Here is a 26,415-nt window from a genome sequence, read left to right as displayed (position 1 = left end):
TACAGGGGGCGGTGTCAGGCGTCGTTTTCGTGGGTCAGTTCGAGTACGCGGTCGACCAGTTTATTGATGCCCGAAGCCGCTTCACTGATCGATTGCGCCAGCATGTACGCCGGCGTCGTCACCAGTTTGCGCGCCTTGTCTTCGACGATATCGCTCACGGCACAGTCCTTGTGGGTGGCGCCCATCTTGTTCAGGGCCGCTGCCGTTTCGGCGTCGTTGCCGATGGTGCAGGTTACGCCCGGCCCATAGATTTTCGCCGCCAGGGCAGGCGAGATGCAGATCAGGCCGACCGGCTTGCCGGCCTCGGCAAAGGCTTCGGTCAAGGCCAGCACGTCCGGTTGAACAGTGCAGCCGGTTCCTTCGATGGCGAAATTGGAGAGGTTCTTGGCGGAGCCGAAACCGCCGGGAATGATCAGCGCATCGAAGTCTTCGGCGTCCGCTTCACGGATGTCCTTGATCTCGCCCCGGGCAATGCGCGCCGATTCCACCAGCACATTGCGCGACTCGGGCATTTCTTCGCCGGTCAGGTGATTGATCACATGCAGCTGCGCGATGTTCGGCGCAAAACACTGCACCTGCGCGCCACGCTGGTCCAGGCGCAGCAGGGTCACCACGCTTTCGTAGATTTCGGCGCCGTCGTACACGCCACAGCCGGAAAGGATCACTGCAACTTTTTTGCTCATGGGCTTTTCTCCAGATTCATGGCGTTAAATGTCCACTAATTTGTCACTCGTTGCCATAGGGATAATTCGAGGTTACACATAGGATCTGTCCTCAAGATTCCGTTCAGGGCGCGTCATGGACTTCATTCTGTATGCGGTGCCGTTTTTCTTCGTGCTGATCGCCGTCGAGCTGCTGGCCGACCGTTGGCGCGGGGTCAGCAACTATCGACTGGCGGACGCGATCAACAGCATCAGCACCGGCGTGCTCTCGACCACCACCGGCCTGCTGACCAAAGGCGTAGGGCTGCTGACCTACGCGTTTGCCCTCAAGCACCTGGCGCTGTTCGAGCTCTCGGCCGACAGTGTCTGGGTATGGATTTTTGCCTTTGTCTTTTATGACTTCTGCTATTACTGGCTGCACCGCATGGGCCACGAGCGCAACATCCTCTGGGCTGCGCATTCGGTGCATCACCAGAGCGAGGACTACAACCTCTCCACCGCCCTGCGCCAGACCAGCACCGGGTTTCTGCTGAGCTGGATCTTCTACCTGCCCATGGCCGTCGCCGGCGTGCCCTTGCTGGTGTTCGTCAGCGTCGCCGCGCTGAACCTGCTGTACCAGTTCTGGGTGCACACCCGGCACATTCCCAAGCTGGGATGGTTCGAGTGGTTTTTCGTCACGCCATCCAATCATCGGGCCCACCATGCACAGAACGCTCTCTACATGGATCGCAACTACGGCGGCGTGTTCATTATTTGGGACCGTCTATTCGGCTCGTTCCAGGAAGAAGACGACAACGAGCCGGTGATTTTCGGCGTGACCACGCCCCTGGCGAGCTGGAATCCGGTGTGGGCCAACGTGCAGTTCTACGCGCAGTTGTGGGCGGATGCGCGGCGTGCCGAAAGCACCTGGGACAAGCTGCGGATCTGGTTCATGCGCACCGGCTGGCGGCCGGCGGACGTGGCAGCCAGGTACCCGATGAGTAAACCGGACCTGAGCCAGTTCCGCAAATTCGAGGTGCCGCTGGATGGGCGCCAGCAGCTCTACGTGCTGTTGCAGTTCTGCGTCTACATCGCCCTGGGCAGCTATTTGATGAACCTGGAACCCAGTCTGTCGACGGCCGCGTTGGTGTTGGGCTGGGGGGCGGTGGCGCTGGGCCTGTTCGTTTTGGGCGTGGCCCTGGAGAATCGCCCGTGGGCGCTGAAGCTGGAATTGCTGCGCCTGGCATCGAATGTGCCGCTGGTGTGGCTGGCGCCGCTGGCGGGACTGTGGCCGGCCAGCGCGGTGGGCTGGGTCGGCCTGCTCAGTTACAGCCTGATCAGCGGTATCGGGCTTTATTGCTGCAGAAACCGCTTTACTCGACTGGCGTCTTAGGGCCGCCGGTAGTGTGCTTTTCGGCCTTCAGGGCTTGCTCGTCGGCATAGATCTGCCGGGCCAGGCGCGCATTCTTGAAGCGCCGGCGCAGCCACAGGCCCAGGCCCAGGATGAGCAGGGCGCCGAGCACCCACAGCTCGTATTTCTTGATACTGCCGAGCATCCCTTCCAGTACAGCGCCAAAGTGATAGGCCGCCGCCGCCAGCGCGGTGGCCCAGATCGCCGCGCCAATGCCGTTGAGCAGCAGATAGCGGCCCGGTGGATAGCCCGACAGGCCGATGGCCACCGGCATCACGGTGCGCAAGCCGTAGACGAAGCGGAAGCTCAGGACCCAGATGTCCGGGTGTTTGCGAATATGTTCCAGCGCCCGGTCACCCATCATTTGCCAGCGCGGTTTGCGTGCCAGCAGCTTGCGCCCGTGCTTGCGTCCCAGGAAGTACCACAGCTGGTCGCCGGCATAGCTGCCGCAGAACGCCACGACCACCACCAGGTTGATGTCCATGTAACCACGGAACGCGAGGAAGCCCGCGAGCACCAGGATGGTTTCGCCTTCGAAGAACGTGCCGAGAAACAGGGCAAAGTAGCCGAAGTCATGCAGAAATTGTTGGAGCATTGTCTGGGTGCTGGCGAAATGAACGCGCAGCCTAACCCTTCGTACACATTCAGGAAAGTGTCCAAATGTGTCTCGACGTGAACATTTCCTACAAGGACAATGGAATACGGCTACATGACATAGGGCGCACACAACTGTAATACGTTCGTCATAATGGCCGCTTATAACTGTCACGCTCGCACGCCTGCGGGCTCAGGAGTCTGCCGTGAGCTTTACCCCCGCCAACCGTTTGTTTCCCGCCACCCGCCTGCGCCGCAACCGTCGTGACGATTTTTCGCGTCGTCTGGTCCGTGAAAACGTGCTGTCCGTCGACGACCTGATCCTGCCGGTATTTGTGCTGGACGGTGAGAACCGTCGTGAAGCGGTGGCTTCGATGCCGGGCGTCGAGCGCCTGACCATCGATCTGTTGCTGGAAGAAGCGGCCAAGTGGGTCGAGCTGGGCATTCCGGCATTGGCGCTGTTCCCGGTGACCCCGGCAGAGCTCAAGTCGCTGGACGCCGCCGAAGCCTGGAACCCGGAAGGCATCGCCCAACGCGCCACCCGCGCCCTGCGTGCGCAGTTCCCTGATCTGGGCGTGATCACCGACGTCGCCCTGGACCCGTTCACCACCCACGGTCAGGACGGTATTCTCGACGAAGAAGGCTACGTGCAGAACGACATCACCGTCGACGCACTGGTCCGCCAAGCCCTGTCCCATGCCGAAGCCGGTGCCCAGGTGGTGGCGCCGTCGGACATGATGGACGGTCGCATCCAGGCGATCCGCGAGGCCCTCGAAGTGGCCGGTCACGTCAACGTGCGGATCATGGCCTACTCGGCGAAGTACGCCAGCGCCTATTACGGCCCGTTCCGCGACGCGGTCGGTTCGGCGCTGAACCTGGGCAAGGCCAACAAGGCCTCCTATCAGATGGACCCGGCCAACAGCAACGAAGCCCTGCACGAAGTGGCGGCCGACTTGTCAGAAGGCGCAGACATGGTCATGGTCAAGCCAGGCATGCCGTATCTGGACATCCTCTGCCGGGTCAAAGAAGAATTCAAAGTGCCGACCTTTGTGTATCAAGTCAGCGGCGAATACGCCATGCACATGGCGGCGATCCAGAATGGCTGGTTGAGCGAAGGGGTTATCCTCGAATCCCTGACCGCTTTTAAACGCGCAGGCGCTGATGGCATCCTCACGTATTTTGCCGTTCGTGCCGCTCAATTGTTACGAGAGCAAAAATAGCCCTCCCAGGAACATTCGATGAATACCGAAGTACTCACTGAAGTTGCCGTAAAAGACGCTCAACCAGTGGTGGAGCAGGTCGACGAAACCCCGCCGGAGGTGGAGCCCGCTCCGCCCGCGGCGGTCGTCGAGCCCGCAGTGGCAGCGCCAGCGATTGCCATTCCCGGCCTGGATGACAGCAGCCTGTACATCCACCGTGAGCTGTCGCAACTGCAGTTCAACATCCGCGTGCTGGAACAGGCACTGGACGAGTCCTACCCGTTGCTGGAGCGGCTGAAGTTCCTGCTGATCTTCTCCAGCAACCTGGACGAGTTCTTCGAGATTCGCGTCGCCGGCCTGAAGAAGCAAATCACCTTCGCCCGTGAGCAGGCCGGCGCCGACGGCCTGCAACCGCACCAGGCCCTGGCCCGCATCAGTGAACTGGTGCACGGTCACGTTGACCGCCAGTACGCGATCCTCAACGACATTCTGCTGCCGGAACTGGAAAAGCATCAGGTCCGCTTCATCCGTCGCCGCAACTGGACGACCAAGCTCAAGACCTGGGTGCGCCGTTATTTCCGCGACGAAATCGCCCCGATCATCACCCCGATCGGCCTCGACCCGACGCACCCGTTCCCGTTGCTGGTGAACAAGAGCCTGAACTTCATCGTCGAGCTCGAAGGCATCGACGCCTTCGGTCGCGACTCTGGCCTCGCGATCATCCCGGCCCCGCGCCTGCTGCCGCGCATCATCAAGGTGCCGGAAGAAGTCGGCGGCGCCGGCGACAACTATGTGTTCCTGTCGTCGATGATCCACGCCCACGCCGATGACCTGTTCCAGGGCATGAAGGTCAAGGGCTGCTACCAGTTCCGCCTGACCCGAAACGCCGACCTGGCGCTGGACTCCGAAGACGTCGAAGACCTTGCGCGCGCCCTGCGCGGCGAGTTGTTCTCCCGTCGTTACGGCGACGCGGTGCGACTGGAGGTGGCCGATACCTGCCCGAAACACCTGTCCGACTACCTGCTCAAGCAGTTCAACCTGAGCGAGACCGAGCTGTATCAGGTCAACGGTCCGGTGAACCTGACGCGTCTGTTCAGCATCACCGGCCTGGACAGCCAGCGCGAGCTGCAGTACCTGCCGTTCACCCCGCAGATCCCGAAACTGCTGCAAAACAGCGAGAACATTTTCAGCGTGATCAGCAAGCAGGACATCCTGCTGCTGCACCCGTTCGAGTCGTTCACCCCGGTGGTCGACCTGCTGCGCCAGGCCGCCAAGGACCCGCACGTGCTGGCGGTGCGCCAGACCCTGTACCGCTCCGGCGCCAACTCGGAAATCGTCGATGCGTTGGTGGACGCGGCGCGTAACGGCAAGGAGGTCACCGCGGTGATCGAATTGCGCGCGCGCTTCGATGAGGAGTCCAACCTGCAACTGGCCAGCCGTCTGCAAGCGGCCGGTGCGGTGGTGATCTACGGTGTGGTCGGCTTCAAGACCCACGCCAAGATGATGCTGATCCTGCGCCGCGAAGCGGGCGAGATCGTGCGTTACGCGCACCTGGGCACGGGTAACTATCATGCCGGCAACGCCCGCCTGTACACCGACTACAGCCTGCTGACTTCCGACGACGCCCTGTGCGAAGACGTCGGCAAACTGTTCAGCCAGTTGATCGGCATGGGCAAGACGTTGCGCATGAAGAAGCTGCTGCACGCGCCGTTCACCCTGAAAAAGGGCATGCTCGACATGATTGCCCGGGAAACCCAGTTCGCCCTCGAGGGCAAGCCGGCGCACATCATCGCCAAGTTCAACTCGCTGACCGATCCGAAGATCATTCGCGCGTTGTACAAGGCCAGCCAGTCGGGCGTGCGCATCGACCTGGTGGTGCGTGGCATGTGCTGCCTGCGGCCGGGCATCGCCGGGGTCTCGCACAACATCCATGTGCGTTCGATCATCGGGCGCTTCCTGGAACACACCCGGGTCTTCTACTTCCTCAATGGCGGCGATGAACAGATGTTCCTGTCCAGTGCCGACTGGATGGAGCGCAACCTCGACAAGCGCGTCGAGACTTGCTTCCCGGTGGAAGGCAAGAAGCTGATCATGCGAGTGAAGAAAGAGCTGGAGCTGTATCTGACCGATAACACCCACAGCTGGAGCCTGCAGTCGGACGGCCGTTACATCCGCAATACGCCGACCGGCAACCAGAACCCGCGCAGTGCCCAGGCTACGTTGCTGGAGCGGTTGGGTAGCCCGATTCTGGCGGTACGCTAAAAAAATGGCGATCCCAAGGGATCGCCATTTTTGTTATGACCGCCGTCCCTGTAGGAGCGAGCTTGCTCGCGAAAAACCTGAGGGCAGCGCGTTTATTCAGGCCGCACGCATTATCGTTCACGTCCATCGCGAGCAAGCTCGCTCCTACAGGGGTTTCAGCGCGCGGTAAGGACGATATCCACCCGCGTCAGCCACTGCGCTTCAATTTCGAAATCCGCCTGGGTCAGTTGGTTCTCATCCAGCCAGTTTTCCGGGAACACCACTTCCAGGCTGTTGCCATTGGCATTCAATTCCACCTGGGGCATCTGTTGGGTGCCGCGGATGTGATGGAACAGGATCGCGAAGCGCAGCAACACGCACAGGCGAATCAGCTTGGTGCCGTCGTTGCCGAACTCGGCAAACTTGTCCTTGGGGATGTTGCGGCGGTGACCGCGTACCAGCAGCGCGAGCATCAGTTGGTCTTCGCGGGAGAAGCCGGCGAGGTCCGAGTGCTCGATCAGGTAGGCGCCGTGCTTGTGGTACTGGTAGTGGGCAATGTCCAGGCCCACTTCGTGCACCTTGGCCGCCCAGCCGAGCAGTTCGCGCCAGACGCCGTCTTCCAGGTCCCAGTCCCTGGCCACCTGGTCGAAGGCATGCAGGGCCTTGCGTTCGACCCGCACCGCCTGTTCCAGGTCGACGTGGTAACGCTCCATCAGCGAGGTCAGGGTGCGTTCACGCACGTCTTCGTGATGATGGCGACCCAGCAGGTCATAGAGCACGCCTTCGCGCAGCGCGCCTTCACAGTGGTCCATGCGCTGCAATTCAAGGGAATCGAAGATGGCTTCGAGAATGGCCAGGCCTGCCGGGAAAATCGCCCGGCGGTCCGGCTTGATGCCTTCGAAATCGATCTTGTCGACGTCGCCCAGCTTGATCAGCTTGCGCTTGAGCCAGGCCAGGCCCTGGGCGTTGACCTCGCCGCTGCCGTGGCCACCGGCCTTCAGCGCCAGGCCGATGGCGCGGATGGTGCCCGAGGAGCCGATGGCTTCATCCCAGGTCAGGCGGTGCAGGGCGTGCTCGATGCTCATGATCTCCAGCCGCGCCGCGGTGTACGCCTGGGCGTAACGGGCGGGGGTGATCTTGCCGTCCTTGAAATAGCGCTGGGTGTAGCTGACGCAACCCATCTGCAGGCTTTCGCGCAACAATGGCTCGAATCTCTGCCCGATGATGAATTCGGTACTGCCGCCGCCGATGTCGGCCACCAGGCGTTTGCCTGGGGTGTCGGCGAGGGTGTGGGATACGCCCAGATAAATCAGGCGCGCTTCTTCACGGCCGGAGATGACTTCCACCGGGTGACCGAGGATTTCTTCGGCGCGGTGGATGAATTCGTTGCGGTTGCGGGCTTCACGCAGGGCGTTGGTGCCGACGATCCGCACGGCGCCGGTGGGCATACCGTTGATCAGTTGGGCGAAGCGCTTGAGGCAATCGAGCCCGCGCTGCATGGATTCTTCGCTGAGCTTGCGCTCTTCATCGATACCGGCGGCCAGCTGAACCTTCTCCCCGAGACGTTCGAGAATACGGATTTCACCGTTCTGGGCCTTGGCCACGACCATGTGAAAGCTGTTGGAGCCCAGGTCGATAGCGGCGATCAGGGACAGATTCTTGGCTTGGGATTGCGGCATGGTCAGGGTCTCGGTCGATAACCTCGACATCGTGCCACGATCAAAGGCTGGCGCCAACGCGTAGGCGTTGCGGCGATGCAAATGGCCTCTTCGCGGGCAAGCCCGCTCCCACAGGTTTTTGCGTCGAACACACCATTGTGCTCCGGCAGAGAACCCTGTGGGAGCGGGCTTGCTCGCGAATGCGGCCTCACAGGCACTAAATTTCCATCAGACTGCCGCTTCCACCGTGCCAATGAAATTCGCCAGCTCCACAGTCTGCGGATTGGCAAACAACTCTTTCGGATCACCCACCTCATGCACCAGCCCCTGATGCATGAACACCAACTTGTCCCCAACCTCCCGGGCAAAACGCATCTCATGGGTCACCATGATCAAGGTCATGCCTTCCCTGGCCAGCTGCCGAACCACGCTCAGCACTTCGTTGACCAGCTCCGGGTCCAGCGCCGAGGTGATTTCGTCGCACAGCAACACCTTGGGCGACATCGCCAGCGCGCGGGCAATCGCCACGCGCTGTTGCTGCCCGCCGGACAACCGATCCGGGAAGGCATCGAATTTCTCCCCCAGGCCTACGCGTTCCAGCATCTCCCGGGCCAGTTCGGCCGCCTTGGCTTTCGGTACTTTCTGCACCACCTGCGGCGCCAGCATCACGTTTTCGCCAACCGTCAGGTGCGGGAACAGGTTGAACTGCTGGAACACCATTCCGACCTTCTGCCGCAGGCTGCGCAGGTCCGCGCGGGCGGCGTCGAGGTATTCGCCGTCGACTTCGATGACGCCATCGTTGATCGATTCCAGGCCGTTGAGGGTGCGTAGCAAAGTCGACTTGCCCGACCCGCTACGGCCGATGATTGCCACCACCTGGCCTTGTTCGACACTCAGGTCGATGCCTTTGAGCACATGGTGGTCGCCGTAGTATTTATGCAGGGCGGAAATTCTAAGCAGAGGCATGCAGTCTCCTTTCCAGGTAGCGCGCACTGAGGGACAAGGGGTAGCAGAGCAGGAAGTAGCCGAGGGCGACCAGGCCGTAGACCATGAAGGGCTCGAAGGTGGCATTGGCCAACATGCCGCCGGTCTTGGTCAGTTCGGTGAAGCCGATGATCGAGGTCACGGCGGTGCCCTTGACCACTTGCACCGAGAAACCCACGGTCGGCGCCACGGCAATGCGCAACGCTTGCGGCAGGATCACGTAGCGCAGTTGCTCCAGCGGGTTCAGCGCCAGGCTCGACGAGGCTTCCCACTGGCCGTTGGGGATCGACTCGACGCAACCCCGCCAGATCTCCGCCAGGTAGGCGCTGGTGAACAACGTCAAGGCGATGGCTGCCGCGGCCCAGGGCGATATCTCTACCCCGGCCAGCGCGACGCCGAAGAACACCAGGAACAGCTGCATCAACAGCGGCGTGCCCTGGAACAGTTCGATGTAGGTGCGGGCAACTCTGCGTGGCAGGGGCTTGTTCGAGATGCGCAGCACCATGACCAGCAAGCCGATCAGCCCGCCGCCAACGAACGCTACCAGCGACAGCGCCAGCGTCCATTGCAGGCCCATGAGCAGGTTGCGCACGATGTCCCAGAAGGTGAAATCGCTCATCGAGTGCTCCTCGCGATGAATCGCTGGCCGATCCAGTTCAGCAGCTGGCGGATCAACAAGGCCATGCACAGATAGAGCAGCGTGGTCAGGGCATAGGTTTCAAAGGCGCGGAAGTTGCGCGACTGGATGAAGTTGGCGGCGAAGCTCAGCTCTTCGGTGGCGATCTGCGAGCAGACCGCCGAGCCGAGCATGACGATGATGATCTGGCTGCTCAGGGCCGGCCAGACCTTGCCCAGTGCCGGCAGCAGCACCACGTGGCGGAACGCCTCGAAGCGCGTCATGGCCAGTGCCGCCGCAGCCTCCAGTTGGCCGCGCGGGATCGCCTGGATGCCGGCACGGATGATCTCGGTCGAGTAGGCTCCCAGGTTGATCACCATCGCCAGCACGGCGGCCTGCCATTCGGAAATCTGCACACCCAGCGACGGCAGGCCGAAGAAGATGAAAAACAATTGCACCAGGAACGGTGTATTGCGGATCAACTCGACGTAGACCGCGAAAATCCCGGCGAAGGGGCGGATATTCCACGCCCGCACCAGCGCCCCGACGATGCCCAGGCCCACCCCCAGCACCGCGCCGATGGCCGTCAGCTCAAGGGTGAACAGCGCACCGCGCAACAGCAAATCGGTGTTGTGCACCACCGGCAAGAAATCGAACTGATAAGCCATCATGAGTCTCCTGCGCGCCGGATCAGAGGTCGGCCGGCAGCGGTTCTTTCAACCAGGTCAGGGCGTTTTTCTCCAGCGCGCCGTCGCTCCTGGCGGTGACGAGGATCTGGTTGACCTTGTCCAGCAACGCCGGCTCGTTCTTGTTCACGCCGACGTAGACCGGCGAGTCCTTGAGCTTCACTTTCAGCGCCGGCACGCGTTTCGGGCTCTTCTCGCTGATGGCGACCATCACCACGTTGCCGCTGGCGATCAGATCCACTTGCCCCGCCAGATAGGCAGCGATGGTTGAGTTGTTGTCTTCGAAGCGCTTGATGGTCACGCCTTCGGGGGCGACCTTGGTCAGCTCGATGTCTTCGATGGCGCCACGGGTGACGCTGATGGTCTTGCCCTTGAGGTCGTCAAGGCTTTTGATGTCGGCGTCTGGCGGCCCGAACACGGCGAGGTAAAAGGGGGCGTAGGCGCGGGAGAAATCGATGACTTTTTCCCGCTCCGGGTTTTTACCCAGGCTGGAGATCACCAGGTCGACCTTGCCGGTGGTCAGGAACGGGATGCGGTTGGTGCTGTTGACCGGGGTCAGTTCGAGTTTGACCTTGAGCTGTTCGGCCAGCAGTTTGGCGGTGTCGATGTCGAGGCCGCGCGGTTTCATGTCCGGGCCGACCGAGCCAAAGGGCGGGAAATCCTGGGGCACGGCGACCTTGAGGACGCCGCGCTGGACCACATCTTCCAGGGCGTCGGCATGGGCGGGTGCCTGGCTCAGCACGAGGCTGGCGAACAAGGCAGCGAGGAGGGCGCTGTAACGCTGGGTCATGGCAAGTCTCCGGATCTTCGAGAAGTGATTTCTGCGGATCGACAGAGCACGGGCCATGCCAACATGGCGTTTCCCGGGCGCCAGGCCGCGGTTTTGCTGGGGGCGAACGGTCTTACTGGTCTGAACAGTCAAGTCGCGTTTCGCACCCCGATGGCGCAGCCGTTAACGTTACCGAACCCCCATGGGGCACGACTTGCCGGGCGCGGCGAATAGCTTTACAACTGATCGCACATTGGCCTGGTTCTAGTGGAAAACCATGAATTCGATCTCCCGCGCCGTACCTGAAGTGGCGCTGCAAGCCATCCGCAAACTGATCACCGAACAGGGGTTCGTGCCGGGGGATGCCTTGCCCTCGCAGCGGGACCTGGCCGTGCAATTGGGGGTCAGCCGGGCGTCGTTGCGCGAGGCGCTGTCATCGCTCAGTGCCCTGGGTGTGATCAGTATCCAGCCGGGTAAAGGGGTGTTCGTGCAGTCGCCGGTGGAGTTGCCGCGAGGCGAGGCCGCGCCCGGTTGGCCGTTCGCGGCACAGGCTTCGCCCTTGGATATCTTCCAGTTGCGGTATGCGCTGGAGGGATTCGCGGCGGGGCTTGCGGCCGTTACCTTGAGTACCGATGAGCTCGATGCACTGGAAGACAACGTCGCTGCCATGCGCAACGAACTGAAGTCCGGCGACTTTGAAGCGGCGGCGCGGCTGGACTTCGAATTCCACCGTCGAATCCTGTTGGCCAGCGGCAATCAGGCGATGCTGAGCATCCTGACGGCCAGCGCCGACATCTTCCTGGAGAGCCAGAAGCTACCGTTCATCCGGGCCGAACGGGCCATGGAAACCTGGCAGGAACACCGCAAAATCCTTCGCGCGCTGGCGCGCCGGGCCTCGGGGGCCGCGCAAAAGGCCATGCACGAACATGTGCGCAACGCGGCCCTGCGTACCGGAATCGCCTTCGTCGCTCCCGCCACCGCGTGACCTGAGCTATACCCAAACTCATGTAACACCATAGCGAGACTCAATCATCTGCACCTTCCTGAACGGGGGAAGGGCGGCTATGATGGGCCACGTTTTTTTGCTTACAACCCTGGAGAATTCCATGAGCAGCGATCTTATCAAACACGTTAGCGACGCTAGCTTCGAGGCCGACGTACTCAAGGCTGAAGGCGCTGTACTGGTCGACTACTGGGCTGAATGGTGCGGCCCTTGCAAAATGATCGCTCCTGTCCTGGACGAAATTGCCGAGACCTACAAAGGCAAGCTGACCGTTGCCAAACTGAACATCGACGAAAACCAGGAAACCCCCGCCAAGCACGGCGTGCGTGGTATCCCGACGCTGATGCTGTTCAAGAACGGCAACGTTGAAGCGACCAAGGTCGGCGCACTGTCGAAGTCGCAGCTGGCAGCTTTCCTCGACGCCAACATTTAAGCGTCGTAGCAGCCTGTCAGAAAAAGGCCCCGCAAATAGCGGGGCTTTTTTCGTTGTGAAGGGCTAGACGCTCCGAAACTCAGGTGTTACATTCGGCCCCGCGCTGGTTTCTCCAGTGCCCCCTGCTAGCCGTCGCCGACGCTCTCCTTTTCGAATAAGTACGCGATCCTGTCGCCTTCTCCGCGGCGCGGCCTCATTAAGCCAAAAGCTTAATTTCCCCCCTCCATAAATGATTACGTCATTCCTATATGAATCTGACTGAACTCAAGCAAAAGCCGATTACCGAACTGCTCGAATTGGCCGAACAGATGGGCATAGAAAATATGGCCCGTTCGCGCAAGCAGGACGTGATTTTCTCCCTGCTGAAAAAGCACGCGAAAAGCGGCGAGGAAATCTCCGGTGATGGCGTGCTGGAGATTCTCCAGGACGGCTTCGGCTTCCTCCGCTCTGCAGACGCCTCCTATCTTGCCGGCCCTGACGATATCTACGTCTCGCCGAGCCAGATCCGTCGCTTCAACTTGCGCACCGGTGACACCATCGTTGGCAAGATCCGCCCTCCGAAGGAAGGCGAGCGTTATTTCGCGCTGCTCAAGGTCGACACGATCAACTTCGACCGTCCGGAAAACGCGAAAAACAAGATTCTCTTCGAGAACCTGACCCCGCTGTTCCCGACCGTGCGCATGAAGATGGAAGCCGGTAACGGTTCCACCGAAGACTTGACCGGTCGAGTCATCGACCTGTGCGCCCCGATCGGTAAAGGCCAGCGCGGTCTGATCGTTGCACCGCCGAAAGCCGGTAAGACGATCATGCTGCAGAACATCGCCGCGAACATCGCCCGTAACAATCCTGAAGTTCATCTGATCGTGCTGCTGATTGACGAACGTCCGGAAGAAGTAACCGAAATGCAGCGCACCGTGCGCGGCGAAGTGGTTGCCTCGACGTTCGATGAGCCGCCAACCCGCCACGTGCAGGTTGCCGAGATGGTGATCGAGAAGGCCAAGCGCCTGGTCGAACACAAGAAGGACGTGGTGATCCTGCTCGACTCCATCACCCGTCTGGCCCGTGCCTACAACACCGTGATCCCGAGCTCCGGCAAGGTACTGACCGGTGGTGTCGATGCCCACGCCCTGGAGAAACCGAAGCGTTTCTTCGGCGCCGCGCGGAACATCGAAGAAGGCGGCTCGCTGACCATCATCGCCACCGCGCTGGTTGAAACCGGCTCGAAGATGGACGAAGTGATCTACGAGGAATTCAAAGGCACCGGCAACATGGAACTGCCTCTGGACCGTCGCATCGCTGAAAAGCGCGTATTCCCGGCCATCAACATCAACCGTTCCGGTACTCGCCGCGAAGAGTTGCTGACGGCCGACGACGAGTTGCAGCGCATGTGGATCCTGCGCAAGCTGCTGCATCCGATGGATGAAGTCGCTGCCATCGAGTTCCTGGTCGACAAGCTGAAAACGACCAAGACCAACGATGAGTTCTTCCTGTCGATGAAACGCAAGTAAGTCGAACGGGCCAAGAAGCCGGGGAAACCCGGCTTTTTGCTATCTGATTTTTGATGAACCGCCAGTTCGTGGTTCTGAATAGAGGGGTTCGGCGCTAAACTGCCCACCCCGAACGCCACGGCCAATACGAGGCTCACGCATGCAGTATCGCGACTTGCGCGACTTTATCAGCGGCCTGGAACAGCGCGGCGAACTCAAGCGCATCCAGGTTCCGGTGTCCCCAGTGCTCGAAATGACCGAGGTGTGCGATCGCACCTTGCGCGCCAAGGGCCCGGCCCTGCTATTCGAAAAACCTACCGGTTTTGACATTCCCGTGCTCGGCAACCTGTTCGGTACCCCCGAGCGCGTAGCGTTGGGCATGGGCGCCGAAGCGGTCAGCGAGCTGCGTGAAATCGGCAAGTTGCTGGCGTTCCTCAAGGAACCCGAGCCGCCGAAGGGGCTGAAAGACGCCTGGTCCAAGCTGCCGATCTTCCGCAAGATCATCTCCATGGCGCCCAAGGTCGTCAAAGACGCGATCTGCCAGGAAGTGGTGGTCGAAGGCGACGACGTCGACCTGTCGACCTTGCCCGTGCAGACCTGCTGGCCAGGCGACGTCGCCCCGCTGATCACCTGGGGCCTGACGGTCACCAAGGGGCCGAACAAGGACCGGCAGAACCTCGGTATCTACCGTCAGCAAGTGATTGGCCGCAACAAGGTCATCATGCGCTGGCTGAGTCACCGTGGCGGCGCGCTGGATTATCGTGAATGGTGCGAGAAACACCCTGGCCAGCCGTTCCCGGTGGCCGTGGCGCTGGGGGCTGACCCGGCGACCATCCTCGGTGCCGTGACCCCGGTGCCAGACAGTCTTTCCGAATACGCCTTTGCCGGCCTGCTGCGCGGCAACCGGACCGAACTGGTCAAGTGCCGCGGCAACGACCTGCAAGTGCCAGCGACCGCGGAAATCATCCTCGAAGGCGTGATTCATCCGGGCGAGATGGCCGATGAAGGACCGTATGGCGACCACACCGGTTACTACAACGAAGTCGACAGCTTCCCGGTGTTCACCGTCGAGCGCATTACCCACCGGATCAAGCCGATTTACCACAGCACCTACACTGGTCGTCCACCGGATGAGCCGGCGATCCTGGGTGTGGCGCTGAACGAAGTGTTCGTGCCGATCCTGCAGAAGCAGTTCCCGGAGATCACCGACTTCTACCTGCCACCCGAAGGCTGTTCGTACCGCATGGCCGTCGTGACCATGAAGAAGTCGTACCCGGGGCATGCCAAGCGGGTAATGCTCGGTGTCTGGTCGTTTTTGCGACAGTTCATGTACACCAAGTTCGTTATCGTCACTGACGACGATATCAACGCGCGGGACTGGAACGACGTGATCTGGGCCATCACCACGCGCATGGACCCCAAGCGCGACACGGTGATGATCGAGAACACACCGATCGACTACCTGGACTTCGCCTCGCCGGTTTCCGGCCTGGGTTCGAAGATGGGGCTCGATGCCACGCATAAATGGCCGGGTGAAACCACGCGTGAGTGGGGCCGTGTAATCGTCAAGGACGACGCCGTGACCCAACGGATCGATGCCATCTGGAATCAGTTAGGAATAGATTGATGCGTGTAACCTTGCAGCCCTCCGGCGCAGTACTGGATATCTTGCCCGGCGAGCGGATTCTCGATGGCGCACGCCGCCTGGGCTATGAATGCCCGCAAAGCTGTCGCAACGGTAACTGCCACGTATGCGCCGCGCTGCTGGTGGAAGGCCGCGTCGAGCAGGCCGGTCTCGTGCGCGACCATGGCGAGTTCTACACTTGCATTGCAGAGCCGCTGGAAGACTGCATCGTGCTGTGGGATGGCGTGCTCGCGCTGGGAGAATTGCCGGTGCGCAGTCTGTCGTGTCAGGTCACCAGTTGCACCGAGGTTGGTGGCGATACCTGGCGGGTGCGGCTGCGGGCTCCTGCCGGCAAGCCACCGCGTTATCACGCGGGCCAGTACCTGATGATCCATCGTGACAACGGCGACAAGTCCTCCTTCTCCCTGGCCTCGGCGCCCTCTGGCGGGCGAGATCTGGAAATCCACGTGCTGGCGCGCGAACCCAGTGCGCTCAGCCTGATCGAGCAACTGCAACGCAACACGATGGTGCGTATCGACATGCCGTTCGGTGATGCGCACCTGGCCGAGTTGCCGGACGGTCCGCTGGTGCTGATTGCGGCGGGCACCGGGATGGGCCAGGTTCATGGCTTGATCGAGCATTGCCGTGCGCAAGGTTTCAAGCATCCGGTGCATCTGTATTGGGGTGTGCGTCGTCCTGAGGACTTTTATGAAATCGAACATTGGGATGAGTGGCTGAAGTTACCCAACCTGTTCCTGCATAAAGTCGTCAGCGACCAATGCGGCTGGCAGGGGCGCTGCGGCATGTTGCATGAAGCGGTCTGCGAAGACTTCCCCGACCTCAAGGCCCTGCATGTCTATGCCAGTGGCTCGCCGGCCATGGTCTACGGCACCCTGGATGCGCTGGTCGAGGCAGGAATGGACGCCCACCAGATGCGCGCCGACGTATTTGCATACGCGCCACGATCCTGATTCTGTCCCACCACACGGTAGGAGCGAGCTTGCTCGCGATGGTCGTTAACGATTACGCGGGCAGTCAGGATGCCCGCGGCGCTCTTGAGTCCATCGCGAGCAAGCTCGCTCCTACAGGTTATAACCCCATATATAGCTTATCGGTATTTATAAAATCGTATAAATGCCGGTAGGTTATATTGTGTTCAGGTAATTAATTAACAACAGTGCCATGGCACTTGAATTGCTTTGAAAAACATATGTGCCTTATTGTTACAGCGGTGCGTTCTATTAAGTAACTCTTAACTCGCGGGGAGCTGAACGCTATTCGCCATGAGCGCCATTGAATCTTCGATCTTGAACCTGGCTTACCCTCCGCGGCTCGATCTGGGGCCGCAGCTCACGCACGAACAATTGCTCAGCTCGATGCAGTCGACCATGGCGCGCCACAAGGGCGGCCCGGTGTGGCTGTTCGCCTACGGCTCACTGATCTGGCGACCGGAGTGCACGGCGGTGGAGCGGGTTCGCGGTCGCGTGCATGGCTACCATCGTGGTTTGTACCTGTGGTCCCACGAACATCGCGGCACGCCGGAAATGCCCGGCCTGGTGTTTGGCCTGGATCGCGGCGGCTCCTGCAGCGGGTTCGCCTACCGCTTGCCGGAAGAGCAACTGGACGCTTCGCTGTATGCGCTGTGGAAAAGAGAAATGCCATTCCCGTCCTATCGCCCGCACTGGCTCAACTGCCGACTTGAAGACGGCAACCAGGTTCAGGCGTTGGGATTCGTTCTGGAGCGGCATCTGCCCAGCTACGCTGGCAACCTGCCGGATCACGTGCTGAGCCACGTGTTCGAAAACGCTTGCGGGCGTTACGGCACCACTCGCGATTATGTCGAGCAGACCGCCCACGCCCTGCGTAGCCACGCCATGCCAGACCGTAATCTGGAGGCGCGGCTCAAGCGCTGCAAGTCAAAGGACGATCAAGCGAGTGCTTCGCGGCTCTGACTGGCGACCTGCTTGTGCCACAACGTCGGCGCAAGGAAGGCCATCGCCAGCAGGCAGGCACCGATCAGCAAGACGAAACCGCCGTCCCAGCCGAAATGGTCCACGGTGTAGCCCATCGCTGCACTGGCCGCGACCGATCCCCCCAGGTACCCGAACAGACCGGTGAAGCCCGCGGCTGTGCCGGCGGCTTTCTTCGGTGCCAGTTCCAGCGCCTGCAAACCGATCAACATCACCGGCCCGTAGATCAGGAAGCCGATGGACACCAGCGCAATCATGTCAACCGTCGGGTTACCCGCCGGGTTGAGCCAGTACACCAGCGTCGCCACGGTCACCAATGCCATGAACACCATGCCGGTCAGGCCACGGTTGCCACGGAAGATCTTGTCCGACATCCAGCCGCACAGCAGCGTGCCAGGAATACCGGCCCACTCGTAGAAGAAGTATGCCCAGGACGTCTTGTCCACGGTGAAACCCTTGGCTTCCTTGAGATAGGTCGGCGCCCAGTCCAGCACGCCGTAGCGCAGCAGGTAGACGAAGACGTTGGCCAGGGCGATGTACCAGAGCATTTTGTTGCGCAGCACGTATTTGACGAAGATTTCCTTGGCGCTGAATTCTTCTTCGTGGCTGGCGTCGTAGCCTTCCGGGTAATCGTTCTTGTACTTCTCGATCGGTGGCAGGCCGACCGATTGCGGGGTGTCGCGCATGGTGATGAAGGCAAACACCGCCACGGCCATGGCCACCGCCGCCGGCACATAAAACGCCGCGTGCCAGTCGTTGAACAGGCCCATGCCGATCAGGAACAGCGGGCCGATCAGACCGCCACCGACGTTGTGCGCCACGTTCCACAGGGACACCACGCCACCGCGTTCCTTCTGCGACCACCAGTGCACCATGGTCCGCCCGCTCGGCGGCCAGCCCATACCCTGCGCCCAGCCATTGATGAACAGCAGGACGAACATGATGGTCACGCTGGACGTCGCCCAATGGGCAAAACCGAACGTGAACATCACCGCCGCCGACACCACCAGGCCGAACGGCAGGAAGTAACGCGGGTTGGAACGGTCGGAAACGATGCCCATCAGGAACTTGGACAAGCCGTAGGCGATGGCAATCGCCGACAACGCCACCCCCAGTTCTCCACGGGTGTAGCCCTCTTCGATCAGATAAGGCATGGCCAGGGAGAAGTTTTTACGCAGCAGGTAGTAACCGGCGTAACCGATAAAGATACCGGCGAAGATCTGCCAGCGCAGGCGTCGGTAGGTGCTGTCTATTTTTTCTTCAGGCAGGGGAGCCTGATGCGTGGCAGGACGAAAGAAAGCAAACATTCAAGAGCTCCAAATTTCTTGTTTTGACTGCGGATGCGAATGTTACAGTTTCGTTACCGAAAATAGCATCGGTTCGCATCGGCAAAACAGCGTAAATGTTGGAATTCGAGCGTTCCTTTATGAACATGTCGCTCAGGTGTAAATGCGGGGCGTTGTAGGAATTGTTACTGCATTCCTTTTTGACGCGGTGGGTGTAAGGCAGGCCTTTGGGAAATGTCCTGCGCCTTTACCGGAAGCCGCGACCTTCAGCTTGAGGCCGTCGGTCTGTAGCCTTTTTGTTGCGGCCAGGGCCTGGCATTTGCATCAAGAGGGAGGAGGTATGCGGTGGTTTGTGTTGATGTTGATCCTGGTGGTATCGGGTGAAATCCAGGCTGAAGAGTTTTTTGTGATACCGGAGAACAATCCCAAGCCGATCTATCCACTGGCGCTGCAGAGGGCCGGGGTCGTCGGTACTGTCCGGGTCGGGTTCACGGTCAAGGCCGATGGTTCGGTCAGCAAGGTGAGGATTGTGCAAAGCGATCACCCGGATCTGGCCGAAGCGACCAGGGAGGCGATAGCACAGTGGCGGTTCAAGCCCTGGACAGTCGAAGGCGGTAAACCTGCGGAGCAGGACATGATTGCGCCGATGGTGTTTGGATATGATTGGGATATATCGATCGATTCCAACAAGTGGCTCAACGAACTGAGATGTCGCGATCTCAATAACGCGCTTGCCGATACGCCAGAACACAGGTGGACAGATTCCGCGGCGTTCTACCACACCCGTGCTTATCTGACGAAAGCGTTTTCCAAAGCCATGTTGTCGAACGAAAGGCGCCTTGAACTAATTGCCCAGATGAACCGCAAGGTGCCAATCATCGTCAGGGAATGCCAGAACAACCCTGTTTCCAGGTACGTGCGGTATTTGCCGAAGGATATTCGACAGTTGCTCTGAAAATGAGCGCGCTGCTATCTGACCGCGCTCTTTTTGCGCATCGCGCTTTGGTTTAAACAGGTGCCTTGCGCTACATGCCCCGAAATATGGCATGGAGGGGGGGTAGGAAAGTTTGTCTACAGGAATGTTCTTACAAATTTTCAGGAATAGTCCTACCTCGACCAAGGATTGTAAGTGTAAGTAACTTCTGAAAATCTCATGAGCTCTTGACGTGTTGTATGTCCTCGAAATAGGTTTGCTGCAGTAACGCTATGCAGCCAGATGCCTACATATTCCGCAAGGTCGTGTTTTGCTCGGTCGTGCTCAATAGTTTCCGATACGGAAAGATAGTGAGTGGTTTGATTCTGAGTGTTTAAGCGGCACGCAAACTAGAGATTCTGATTTTCTTGCGGGATACAGGCTTTCGGGTTGTTTCGGACAATACTGTTCAGGAGAGCGCATATGATCAGCGTAGACCTTACTTTCAAAGAAAAGGATAGGATTTATCTTCAAGAAATTTTGCTAAAACTAAAAAATAACCCCTACAGTGATTACGAGTGCTTCGAAGAAGAAGTTGACGATGTCATAAATAGAGGTAAGGTTCCCGCCGAACTGGTCAGACTTTGCGAAGCCCGAAAGAATGTGGATACGTTCGCCAATCCCTACATTTTTATCCATAATTGCCCTATAGACCCCCATCTACCGTATTTGGACTTCAAATCACCGGTTATCGACAAGCGAATAAAGAAACGTTCTTATGTTGCTGAAGGGTTTTTACTGATCTACGCTAAATTGATGTCGCAGGAGCCGATTGGCTACGTTAATGTCAATGACGGTGATGTTTTTCAGGATATCCATCCTATGGAAAGTCTTTGTGAAACTCAGTCACAAAAGGCTCTAAATGATATATATTTTCATAAGGATCTGGCTAATCATTACGTTAGGCCAGACTGGGTGAATATTATAGGATTGCGAGGGTGCGAGGAAAATGAGGTTTACACTTGCTTCGCTTCCAATAAAAAGATTCTTGCGGATTTGCCTGAAAGTATAAAAGCCTTGCTTAGGGAGTCCGAATTCAATACTCCCTTTGATGACCTGACTACAATCTCGGGGAATCTAAAAATGGGTAGTGCTCCAGATCATCCTGTTCTTGGTGGCGCTACCGATTACGATATTCGTTATTTTGAACGCCGTACAGTTGGTACTACTGAGCGGGCTCGTGGTGCGATTGAAGTTCTCAATAGAACTCTGCATAGCGTAAAGACTCCAATTTACGTCCTTCCGGGAGTTTTCATAGGGTCGGCCAACAATGAATGTGTTCACAACAAAGAGGTGAGATTAATCAGTAATCCACAAGAGTTAAGAAATCGTTGGCTAATGAAAACTGTCAATGTAAACAATTTGGATCAACATGCAAGGCATGTAATTCCAGGTAAAAAGCGTATCATTGCGGGATGAGCCAAAAAAAGGATATAAAAATGATTCCTCGCCACCAAAAACTATACGACGCTCTAAGCCTGACATTTGATGATATTGCTTATGAGGTTACAGGAGGCTTATTCAACGACGTCCATCGAGTGATCAGGGCAGATGAACTTATTTATATAAAGTCATTTGCAGATGAAGCAAAAACTGCAGGATTCCCACCTCTGCCAACCACTTCTCTTCAGCGCTATGAAGTTGCTGTTAGTCTACATGAACATGCTCAAGAAATAGTGAGCGGTAACGTTTACGTCCCTCGATTGATGGCTGTGGATCCCGACAACAGAGCAATTGCAATGGAGGGTGCCAAGGGGAGTGATTTATATGAGTACCTGTTGAATAGAGATAAATTTCATTTTGCGGTTGAACAGATTTCACAAGTTTTAATATGGCTAACGTCCTTGCATGCATCGAGTAAATTCAAGGTGCTATCTGTAAGTGCTAACAGTGAAGCTTTTAAGTGTTACAAAGCGACCCTTCAGTACAGGAAGCTATTTGAGTTTTTGCCCGATAACAAGCTTGCTGCCGCAAATTTGTTTCTAGATCAGCATTTGAAAAATCAAGAATCTGTATTGCACGGAGATTTGAATAGTCGGAACATTATAATTTGTGCCGACGGGCGTATTGCAATAATTGATTTTGAACAAGCTCAAGTCGGATGTGGTTCGCACGATGCTGCCTATCTAATCTCAGAAATAGTCATTGCCAGTTTCGTTGTCAATGAATCAGTCGAGGCCCTAATCAATTTGCTTTGGAGCTGCTATGAAACTGACTTGTCCAATATTGAGAAATATACACGCTTTAGACGTCACCTTTGTTTTCAAGTATTGTATCGTTTGAAAGGACCGTCTCGTCACGTTTGGACAGGGCACTTGGATGGTGATACAAGAGCCAAAATTGAAGCGTGGTGCACCGATGAGTTCATAAGCTACTTATGAAGCAGTCTATAGGTCTGGTGGTTCTGAGTTATGTCATTTTTTATTTTCCATCTGGATTATTAAAAAGTTACCTTTCTCAATTTTTGGTTAACTCTGGGTTCTCGTATAGTGTAGCTGGCTGGGTCGTCGCCAGCACCTTTGTAATCAAGATTATTGTTAACCCAGTAATTACTTTTTTTGCTGATCGCGCGCATTCAAAGCATGTTTTCAATGTTTCATTTTCATTGCTGGCGGTAGTGTGTGCTTTTGTAGTGTTCTTTAGCCAATACAGAGTTTTACTCGCTGTTGGTTTTTGCATTTTAATGATGTCGCGAAATTTTTTTCAAAGTTTATTAGAGAGTGCCGCGAGTACGATTCGGGGGGCTGAGGGTGGCTATGGCCGGGTCCGATTCGCAGGCTCGTTATCGGTCGCCGTGGGGACAGCCACGCTGGCTGGGTTAAGTGCTCTTGATTTGGCACCCGACCTGATATTTATCTGGATATTAACATTCTCTACGCTGTCTTTTAGTGTTGTTATTATATTGATGTCAAAAGAAGAAATTCATCCAGTAGAGTTTGCGGTATCATCATTAAAGCCGAATATTCCAAAGCGTAGCGCATTTTTTATGTTTGCAGCCACGGCGTTCATCATTGGTGCACAAGGCACCTACTATTCGATTGGCACGCCTTGGCTAGAAAGGATGGGCTTGACCAATTCGCAAATTTTGCTTGCCTGGACTATGGGTTTCATCGCTGAGGCCTTTGTTTTTCGCTACTCAAATGTCTTTGCGTCAAGACACTACGTAATTATCATACCAATTGTGGCGATGTGTTTTGCTATTAGAGCTTTGTTACTTTGGTACAATCCCGGTGTGATTCAAGCTGTACTGTCATTTGTGCTGCAAGGCGTAACATTTTCAATTCCACATGTTGCTTTCGTGATGTCGATCCGACGCTTTTTCGCTGAGCGCTATTCTGCGACGGCCATATCTTTATATTTAGCGGTGGCTCACGGCATCGGTATTGCTATTTTTTCTGCTGCATCAGGAATTGTGTTGGAGAAATACGTTGGGTTCGCCTGGTTATTGCCTGCGGTGTCTGGGGCGGTAGGATGTGCTGTTTGGATCGCTTTCTATAAGACATCAGGAGTCAACAGTTCCCAGCTGATATATGACCCGTCTCGCGAACTCAAACTACATTAAGGTGCGCCGCACATTGCACATAATGGCGTAATTTGGTTATTTTCACATTGTCCGACTGGCCAGAACAACTACAGAGTTGTTCTAGCCTTTTTGCCATTGAAAATCAGCGAACCTGCACCACCACCTTCCCGACCGCCTTGCGCTGGCCAAGATCATTGATGGCCTGCGCCGCATTGCTCAACGGATACACCTGCGACACCAGCGGCTTCAACTTGCCCTCTGCAAACCAGCCAAACAATTGCTGGAAGTTCGCGGCGTTGTCCTGGGGCTGGCGCTGGGCAAACGAGCCCCAGAATACGCCCAATACCGCTGCACCCTTTAGCAGTGCCAGGTTCACCGGCAGTTCGGGGATGCGTCCGCTGGCGAAACCGACCACTAGCAGGCGGCCGTTCCAGGCGATGGCGCGGATGGCCTGGTCGAACAGGTCGCCACCCACCGGGTCGTAGATCACGTCGGCGCCCTGGCCGTCGGTCAGGCGCTTGATTTCGTCCTTGAGGCTGGTTTCGCTGTAGTTAATCAGTTCATCGGCGCCCGCAGCCTTGGCCACGGCGAGTTTTTCCGCGCTGCTGGCCGCGGCGATCACCCGGGCGCCCATGGCCTTGCCGATTTCCACTGCCGCCAGGCCGACACCGCCGGAGGCGCCCAGTACCAGCAGGGTTTCGCCGGGTTGCAGGTTGCCGCGTTGCTTGAGGGCGTGCATCGAGGTGCCGTAGGTCATGCTGAAGGCGGCGGCGGTGTTGAAGTCCATGGAGGGCGGGATCGGCAATACGTTGTAGCCGGGCACTGCGACCTGTTCGGCAAAACTGCCCCAGCCGGTCAGGGCCATGACCCGGTCGCCGACTTTCAGGTGGCTGACCTTTTCGCCCACTTCGCTGACGATGCCTGCGGCTTCACCGCCCGGGGAAAAAGGGAAGGGCGGCTTGAACTGGTACTTGCCCTCGATGATCAGCGTGTCGGGGAAGTTCACCCCGGCGGCGTGTACCTCCAGCAGGATTTCGTTCTTCTTCGCGACAGGACTGGCGACGTCTTCCAGCACCAGCGATTCGGCAGGACCGAAGGCTTTGCACAGCACGGCTTTCATCAGGGCTATTCCTTTTGGAGTGATGGCCGATAAGTGTAGGTGTGTGAGTCGACGGGTCAACGAGCATGCCCGGGCCTGATAGTCAGCCATAAGCTTGTGTTGGCGTGGCGGGTGGTTATGCTGGGCCGCAAACCGGATAAGGAGCGAATTGTGAAAGCGTGGATCATGTTGTTGCTGGCCCTGTCCCTACCTGTGGCAGCGGTGGCCGAGGAAAAGGAAGAGGTGGCGCCGAAGGTCAATTACGTCACCTTGAGCCCGCCGTTCGTGGGCAACTACGGGTTGGATGGCACGCCCAAGCTCAAGGTCTACAAGGCCGATGTGGCCTTGCGTGTGACGGGGGACGAGGCCACCAAGGCGGTGAAGGCCAACGAGCCGCTGATTCGCAATCAACTGGTGGCGTTGTTTGCCCAGCAGTCCAGCGAGACGATGAACAATGTCGAGGCCAAGGAAAAGCTGCGTCAGGAAGCCTTGAAGCAAACCCAGCAGATCATGAATGATGAAACGGGCAAGCCGGTGGTTGAGGATTTGTTGTTCAACAACCTGATCATCCAATAAGTTTTGCAGCGCCTTTACCGGCCTCTTCGCTGGCAAGCCAGCTCCTACAAGGTTTGTGGTGAATCACAATCCTGTTTTCACCGCAGAACCCTGTAGGAGCTGGCTTGCCAGCGAAGGCATTCGCAGAGTCGCTGCAAATATTACGGCTTGAGCGCAATCACCGCCGCCCACTGCTCCTCTGTCACCGGCATCACCGACAGCCGCGAGCCCTTCTGCACCAGCGGCATCTCGGCCAGCGCCGTCTGCTGCTTCAGATAATCGAGTTTCAACACCCGGGAAAACGTCTCGACATGCGCGACATCAATCGCGCTCCAGGCGTTTTTTTCTGCCGTTGCCTTTGGATCGTAGTAGTGGCTCTCAGGCTCGAGCGCCGTCGGGTCGGGATACGCGGCTTCGACAATCTTGCCGATGCCAGCAATCCCCGGCTCCGGGCAGCTCGAGTGATAGAAAAAGAACGCGTCCCCCACCGCCATGGCCCGCAAAAAGTTACGCGCCTGATAGTTGCGAACCCCGTCCCAGCGCGCTTTGCCGAGCTTTTCCAAGTCTTTGATCGAGAGCTCGTCGGGCTCGGATTTCATCAGCCAATAGGCCATGGTTCTGGCTCCTTGCGTAGCGGGTGGAGAGGTTGTCGGGCAATTTTATGACAAACCGACAGTCGGTTGACGCCAGCATTTGCGTGCCGGTTCACGTTGTCGCAAAATGCCGGCCTTTCAAGCTTGACGCTGCTGCACGGCCAACAAACGGAAACCGCTGCTGTCATCGTGTTGATATGCCTTTGGGGGGCAATCGATGAAACGCAAACCGGATTTACTATGGATTTTGGTTATTTTGTTCGGCCTCGGCGTCGTGACCACTGGCTATGCCCAAAGCCTGTGGGTCAACAAGAACGATGCACCGGTCGAAATCTCGTCATTGCAGCAACAGTCGACAGCCTTCAAACGCTGATCCGCGCTTTTCGACGCCGCTGAATCCGGTGGCGTCTAGCCTGCGTAATACCAGGCCTTGTCCGTCACCGTTCCCTGCAACGGCACATCCCAGCTCGCCTGAGCCAGTCGCTCGACCTTCTGACATTCGTGGGCCAGCCCCAGCAACGTCGGCTTGCGCCAGTCATTGCGGCGCGCCAGGTAGGCCAGGCTGCGATCATAGAAGCCGCCGCCCATGCCCAGGCGCCCGCCGACATCGTCAAACCCCACCAATGGCAGCAGCACCAGATCCAGCGCCCAGACTTTACGTTGCCGGGCGAGGTTGTGCCTGGGTTCCAGGATACGGAAGCGATTGAGCCTGAGTTTTTCGCCGGGGCGGATGCGCTGGAACACCATCTTGGTGCGCGGCCAGGCGCTGAGCACCGGTAGATAGGTGGCCTTGCCCCGACGTTGAGCCGCACGCAGCAGCAGGCGCGGATCGATTTCACCGTCAGTGGGCAGATAAAGGGAGATGTGCCTGGCGCGGCGAAACAGCGGTTGCTGGGCCAATTGCTTGTACAGCCCGCGGGCCGCCTGGCGTTGCTGACAGGGCGTCAGTGCGCGGCGGGCCTTGCGCAACATGCGTCGAAGTTGCGGGCGAGGGAGCAGCGCAGGTTCGGTCATGGATTCGGGGCTTCGGTAATGCAATTACAGATATCGTATCTGTAAAAACGCCGATG

Annotated in this window: 26 protein-coding genes; 15 read left to right on the top strand and 11 right to left on the bottom strand. The window is 58.1% G+C overall.

Translation table 11 applies throughout. The annotated features are described in order from the left end of the window. Positions 1 to 14: 14 nt before the first annotated feature. Positions 15 to 683: an isoprenoid biosynthesis glyoxalase ElbB gene (elbB, locus tag NPS56_RS04685; RefSeq protein ID WP_046818466.1), complete on the bottom strand. Its 669-nt coding sequence runs from the start codon at positions 681 to 683 to the stop codon at positions 15 to 17. 115 nt (positions 684 to 798) lie between these two features. Here elbB and NPS56_RS04680 point away from each other — a divergent pair, with 115 nt between their 5' ends. Beyond that, complete coding sequence (locus tag NPS56_RS04680) at positions 799 to 2,034, top strand: sterol desaturase family protein (RefSeq protein ID WP_274073672.1); 1,236 nt, start codon at positions 799 to 801, stop codon at positions 2,032 to 2,034. Here the strand turns inward: NPS56_RS04680 and NPS56_RS04675 are convergent. Next, positions 2,015 to 2,647 carry a DedA family protein gene (locus NPS56_RS04675; RefSeq protein ID WP_274073671.1) on the bottom strand — a complete coding sequence of 211 codons (633 nt, stop codon included), beginning with the start codon at positions 2,645 to 2,647 and terminating at the stop codon, positions 2,015 to 2,017. The genes NPS56_RS04680 and NPS56_RS04675 overlap by 20 nt on opposite strands. Positions 2,648 to 2,852: 205 nt before the next feature. Here NPS56_RS04675 and hemB point away from each other — a divergent pair, with 205 nt between their 5' ends. Together hemB and ppk1 are read left to right on the top strand one after the other, a co-directional pair. Continuing rightward, entirely contained in the window at positions 2,853 to 3,866 is a 1,014-nt protein-coding gene (hemB, locus tag NPS56_RS04670; RefSeq protein ID WP_274073670.1) for a porphobilinogen synthase, read from the top strand. An 18-nt stretch (positions 3,867 to 3,884) separates the two neighbouring features. Next, positions 3,885 to 6,107 (top strand): polyphosphate kinase 1, encoded by a 2,223-nt coding sequence (ppk1, locus tag NPS56_RS04665; RefSeq protein ID WP_274073669.1) that lies wholly within the window; start codon positions 3,885 to 3,887, stop codon positions 6,105 to 6,107. Between the two features lie 155 nt (positions 6,108 to 6,262). Here ppk1 and ppx read toward each other — a convergent pair whose 3' ends face one another. The 5 genes from ppx to NPS56_RS04640 form a co-directional block, all read right to left on the bottom strand. Beyond that, complete coding sequence (ppx, locus tag NPS56_RS04660; RefSeq protein ID WP_274073869.1) at positions 6,263 to 7,765, bottom strand: exopolyphosphatase; 1,503 nt, start codon at positions 7,763 to 7,765, stop codon at positions 6,263 to 6,265. 207 nt (positions 7,766 to 7,972) lie between these two features. Next, positions 7,973 to 8,710, bottom strand: a complete 738-nt coding sequence (locus tag NPS56_RS04655; protein WP_274073668.1) for an amino acid ABC transporter ATP-binding protein — start codon at positions 8,708 to 8,710, stop codon at positions 7,973 to 7,975. Then, positions 8,697 to 9,347, bottom strand: coding sequence for an amino acid ABC transporter permease (locus tag NPS56_RS04650; RefSeq protein WP_274073667.1), 651 nt, complete (start codon positions 9,345 to 9,347; stop codon positions 8,697 to 8,699). Before NPS56_RS04650 ends, NPS56_RS04655 begins: the two co-directional genes overlap by 14 nt. Further along, a complete protein-coding gene (locus tag NPS56_RS04645; RefSeq protein ID WP_274073666.1) occupies positions 9,344 to 10,012 on the bottom strand; it encodes an amino acid ABC transporter permease in 669 nt (222 codons plus the stop codon). Before NPS56_RS04645 ends, NPS56_RS04650 begins: the two co-directional genes overlap by 4 nt. Before the next feature lie 22 nt (positions 10,013 to 10,034). Continuing rightward, complete coding sequence (locus NPS56_RS04640) at positions 10,035 to 10,820, bottom strand: transporter substrate-binding domain-containing protein (protein ID WP_274073665.1); 786 nt, start codon at positions 10,818 to 10,820, stop codon at positions 10,035 to 10,037. Positions 10,821 to 11,076: 256 nt separating this feature from the next. On the opposite strand from NPS56_RS04640, the gene NPS56_RS04635 reads away from it, so the two are divergent. The 6 genes from NPS56_RS04635 (at position 11,077) to NPS56_RS04610 (ending at position 17,298) form a co-directional block, all read left to right on the top strand. Then, on the top strand, positions 11,077 to 11,784 hold the full coding sequence (locus NPS56_RS04635; RefSeq protein WP_274073664.1) for a FadR/GntR family transcriptional regulator: 708 nt from the start codon (positions 11,077 to 11,079) through the stop codon (positions 11,782 to 11,784). Between the two features lie 121 nt (positions 11,785 to 11,905). Next, positions 11,906 to 12,235 carry a thioredoxin TrxA gene (gene trxA, locus NPS56_RS04630; RefSeq protein ID WP_003206727.1) on the top strand — a complete coding sequence of 110 codons (330 nt, stop codon included), beginning with the start codon at positions 11,906 to 11,908 and terminating at the stop codon, positions 12,233 to 12,235. 248 nt (positions 12,236 to 12,483) lie between these two features. Then, positions 12,484 to 13,743, top strand: a complete 1,260-nt coding sequence (gene rho / locus NPS56_RS04625) for a transcription termination factor Rho (RefSeq protein WP_003206716.1) — start codon at positions 12,484 to 12,486, stop codon at positions 13,741 to 13,743. Positions 13,744 to 13,882: 139 nt separating this feature from the next. Continuing rightward, positions 13,883 to 15,349, top strand: a complete 1,467-nt coding sequence (gene ubiD / locus NPS56_RS04620) for a 4-hydroxy-3-polyprenylbenzoate decarboxylase (protein ID WP_274073663.1) — start codon at positions 13,883 to 13,885, stop codon at positions 15,347 to 15,349. Continuing rightward, a complete protein-coding gene (locus NPS56_RS04615) occupies positions 15,349 to 16,317 on the top strand; it encodes a CDP-6-deoxy-delta-3,4-glucoseen reductase (protein WP_274073662.1) in 969 nt (322 codons plus the stop codon). The genes ubiD and NPS56_RS04615 overlap by 1 nt, the downstream gene beginning before the upstream one ends. Before the next feature lie 312 nt (positions 16,318 to 16,629). Next, positions 16,630 to 17,298: a gamma-glutamylcyclotransferase gene (locus NPS56_RS04610; protein WP_274073661.1), complete on the top strand. Its 669-nt coding sequence runs from the start codon at positions 16,630 to 16,632 to the stop codon at positions 17,296 to 17,298. Here the strand turns inward: NPS56_RS04610 and glpT are convergent. Further along, the gene (gene glpT, locus NPS56_RS04605; protein WP_274073660.1) at positions 17,274 to 18,623 is read right to left on the bottom strand and encodes a glycerol-3-phosphate transporter; all 1,350 of its coding nucleotides are present in this window, start codon (positions 18,621 to 18,623) and stop codon (positions 17,274 to 17,276) included. The two genes, NPS56_RS04610 and glpT, sit on opposite strands and share 25 nt — an antisense overlap. A 319-nt stretch (positions 18,624 to 18,942) precedes the next feature. On the opposite strand from glpT, the gene NPS56_RS04600 reads away from it, so the two are divergent. The 4 genes from NPS56_RS04600 to NPS56_RS04585 all read left to right on the top strand — a co-directional run bounded on the left by NPS56_RS04600 (position 18,943) and on the right by NPS56_RS04585 (position 23,137). Continuing rightward, positions 18,943 to 19,557, top strand: coding sequence for an energy transducer TonB (locus NPS56_RS04600; RefSeq protein WP_274073659.1), 615 nt, complete (start codon positions 18,943 to 18,945; stop codon positions 19,555 to 19,557). A 441-nt stretch (positions 19,558 to 19,998) separates the two neighbouring features. Then, complete coding sequence (locus NPS56_RS04595) at positions 19,999 to 20,994, top strand: hypothetical protein (protein WP_274073658.1); 996 nt, start codon at positions 19,999 to 20,001, stop codon at positions 20,992 to 20,994. A gap of 20 nt (positions 20,995 to 21,014) precedes the next feature. Further along, the gene (locus NPS56_RS04590; RefSeq protein ID WP_274073657.1) at positions 21,015 to 21,956 is read left to right on the top strand and encodes a phosphotransferase; all 942 of its coding nucleotides are present in this window, start codon (positions 21,015 to 21,017) and stop codon (positions 21,954 to 21,956) included. After that, a complete protein-coding gene (locus NPS56_RS04585; protein ID WP_274073656.1) occupies positions 21,953 to 23,137 on the top strand; it encodes an MFS transporter in 1,185 nt (394 codons plus the stop codon). Before NPS56_RS04590 ends, NPS56_RS04585 begins: the two co-directional genes overlap by 4 nt. A 103-nt stretch (positions 23,138 to 23,240) precedes the next feature. Here NPS56_RS04585 and NPS56_RS04580 read toward each other — a convergent pair whose 3' ends face one another. Then, positions 23,241 to 24,218 (bottom strand): NADPH:quinone oxidoreductase family protein, encoded by a 978-nt coding sequence (locus NPS56_RS04580; RefSeq protein WP_274073655.1) that lies wholly within the window; start codon positions 24,216 to 24,218, stop codon positions 23,241 to 23,243. A gap of 150 nt (positions 24,219 to 24,368) precedes the next feature. Between NPS56_RS04580 and NPS56_RS04575 the strand changes: the two genes are divergently transcribed. Further along, positions 24,369 to 24,773 carry a flagellar basal body-associated protein FliL gene (locus NPS56_RS04575; protein ID WP_274073654.1) on the top strand — a complete coding sequence of 135 codons (405 nt, stop codon included), beginning with the start codon at positions 24,369 to 24,371 and terminating at the stop codon, positions 24,771 to 24,773. A gap of 140 nt (positions 24,774 to 24,913) precedes the next feature. On the opposite strand, the gene NPS56_RS04570 is transcribed toward NPS56_RS04575, so the two are convergent. Beyond that, the gene (locus NPS56_RS04570) at positions 24,914 to 25,366 is read right to left on the bottom strand and encodes an EVE domain-containing protein (protein WP_274073653.1); all 453 of its coding nucleotides are present in this window, start codon (positions 25,364 to 25,366) and stop codon (positions 24,914 to 24,916) included. Positions 25,367 to 25,562: 196 nt separating this feature from the next. Between NPS56_RS04570 and NPS56_RS04565 the strand changes: the two genes are divergently transcribed. Then, positions 25,563 to 25,718: a hypothetical protein gene (locus NPS56_RS04565; protein ID WP_274073652.1), complete on the top strand. Its 156-nt coding sequence runs from the start codon at positions 25,563 to 25,565 to the stop codon at positions 25,716 to 25,718. A gap of 35 nt (positions 25,719 to 25,753) precedes the next feature. Here NPS56_RS04565 and NPS56_RS04560 read toward each other — a convergent pair whose 3' ends face one another. After that, positions 25,754 to 26,359, bottom strand: coding sequence for a 5-formyltetrahydrofolate cyclo-ligase (locus NPS56_RS04560; RefSeq protein ID WP_274073651.1), 606 nt, complete (start codon positions 26,357 to 26,359; stop codon positions 25,754 to 25,756). Between the last annotated feature and the right edge of the window lie 56 nt (positions 26,360 to 26,415).

Origin of the sequence: Pseudomonas putida, assembly GCF_028682635.1 — a bacterium.
Taxonomy (GTDB): domain Bacteria; phylum Pseudomonadota; class Gammaproteobacteria; order Pseudomonadales; family Pseudomonadaceae; genus Aquipseudomonas; species Aquipseudomonas putida_AE.
The sequence above is the reverse complement of the archived record's forward strand: the minus strand, read 5'-3'. Positions and strand labels throughout refer to the sequence as shown.

What these genes read in the sequence shown, in the direction of transcription:
- elbB (WP_046818466.1), bottom strand. Translation starts at nt 683, where the DNA reads ATGAGCAAAAAAGTTGCAGTGATCCTTTCCGGCTGTGGCGTGTACGAC.
- NPS56_RS04680 (WP_274073672.1), top strand. Translation starts at nt 799, where the DNA reads ATGGACTTCATTCTGTATGCGGTGCCGTTTTTCTTCGTGCTGATCGCC.
- NPS56_RS04675 (WP_274073671.1), bottom strand. Translation starts at nt 2,647, where the DNA reads ATGCTCCAACAATTTCTGCATGACTTCGGCTACTTTGCCCTGTTTCTC.
- ppk1 (WP_274073669.1), top strand. Translation starts at nt 3,885, where the DNA reads ATGAATACCGAAGTACTCACTGAAGTTGCCGTAAAAGACGCTCAACCA.
- ppx (WP_274073869.1), bottom strand. Translation starts at nt 7,765, where the DNA reads ATGCCGCAATCCCAAGCCAAGAATCTGTCCCTGATCGCCGCTATCGAC.
- NPS56_RS04655 (WP_274073668.1), bottom strand. Translation starts at nt 8,710, where the DNA reads ATGCCTCTGCTTAGAATTTCCGCCCTGCATAAATACTACGGCGACCAC.
- NPS56_RS04650 (WP_274073667.1), bottom strand. Translation starts at nt 9,347, where the DNA reads ATGAGCGATTTCACCTTCTGGGACATCGTGCGCAACCTGCTCATGGGC.
- NPS56_RS04645 (WP_274073666.1), bottom strand. Translation starts at nt 10,012, where the DNA reads ATGGCTTATCAGTTCGATTTCTTGCCGGTGGTGCACAACACCGATTTG.
- NPS56_RS04640 (WP_274073665.1), bottom strand. Translation starts at nt 10,820, where the DNA reads ATGACCCAGCGTTACAGCGCCCTCCTCGCTGCCTTGTTCGCCAGCCTC.
- NPS56_RS04635 (WP_274073664.1), top strand. Translation starts at nt 11,077, where the DNA reads ATGAATTCGATCTCCCGCGCCGTACCTGAAGTGGCGCTGCAAGCCATC.
- trxA (WP_003206727.1), top strand. Translation starts at nt 11,906, where the DNA reads ATGAGCAGCGATCTTATCAAACACGTTAGCGACGCTAGCTTCGAGGCC.
- rho (WP_003206716.1), top strand. Translation starts at nt 12,484, where the DNA reads ATGAATCTGACTGAACTCAAGCAAAAGCCGATTACCGAACTGCTCGAA.
- ubiD (WP_274073663.1), top strand. Translation starts at nt 13,883, where the DNA reads ATGCAGTATCGCGACTTGCGCGACTTTATCAGCGGCCTGGAACAGCGC.
- NPS56_RS04615 (WP_274073662.1), top strand. Translation starts at nt 15,349, where the DNA reads ATGCGTGTAACCTTGCAGCCCTCCGGCGCAGTACTGGATATCTTGCCC.
- NPS56_RS04610 (WP_274073661.1), top strand. Translation starts at nt 16,630, where the DNA reads ATGAGCGCCATTGAATCTTCGATCTTGAACCTGGCTTACCCTCCGCGG.
- glpT (WP_274073660.1), bottom strand. Translation starts at nt 18,623, where the DNA reads ATGTTTGCTTTCTTTCGTCCTGCCACGCATCAGGCTCCCCTGCCTGAA.
- NPS56_RS04600 (WP_274073659.1), top strand. Translation starts at nt 18,943, where the DNA reads ATGCGGTGGTTTGTGTTGATGTTGATCCTGGTGGTATCGGGTGAAATC.
- NPS56_RS04595 (WP_274073658.1), top strand. Translation starts at nt 19,999, where the DNA reads ATGATCAGCGTAGACCTTACTTTCAAAGAAAAGGATAGGATTTATCTT.
- NPS56_RS04590 (WP_274073657.1), top strand. Translation starts at nt 21,015, where the DNA reads ATGATTCCTCGCCACCAAAAACTATACGACGCTCTAAGCCTGACATTT.
- NPS56_RS04585 (WP_274073656.1), top strand. Translation starts at nt 21,953, where the DNA reads ATGAAGCAGTCTATAGGTCTGGTGGTTCTGAGTTATGTCATTTTTTAT.
- NPS56_RS04580 (WP_274073655.1), bottom strand. Translation starts at nt 24,218, where the DNA reads ATGAAAGCCGTGCTGTGCAAAGCCTTCGGTCCTGCCGAATCGCTGGTG.
- NPS56_RS04570 (WP_274073653.1), bottom strand. Translation starts at nt 25,366, where the DNA reads ATGGCCTATTGGCTGATGAAATCCGAGCCCGACGAGCTCTCGATCAAA.
- NPS56_RS04565 (WP_274073652.1), top strand. Translation starts at nt 25,563, where the DNA reads ATGAAACGCAAACCGGATTTACTATGGATTTTGGTTATTTTGTTCGGC.
- NPS56_RS04560 (WP_274073651.1), bottom strand. Translation starts at nt 26,359, where the DNA reads ATGACCGAACCTGCGCTGCTCCCTCGCCCGCAACTTCGACGCATGTTG.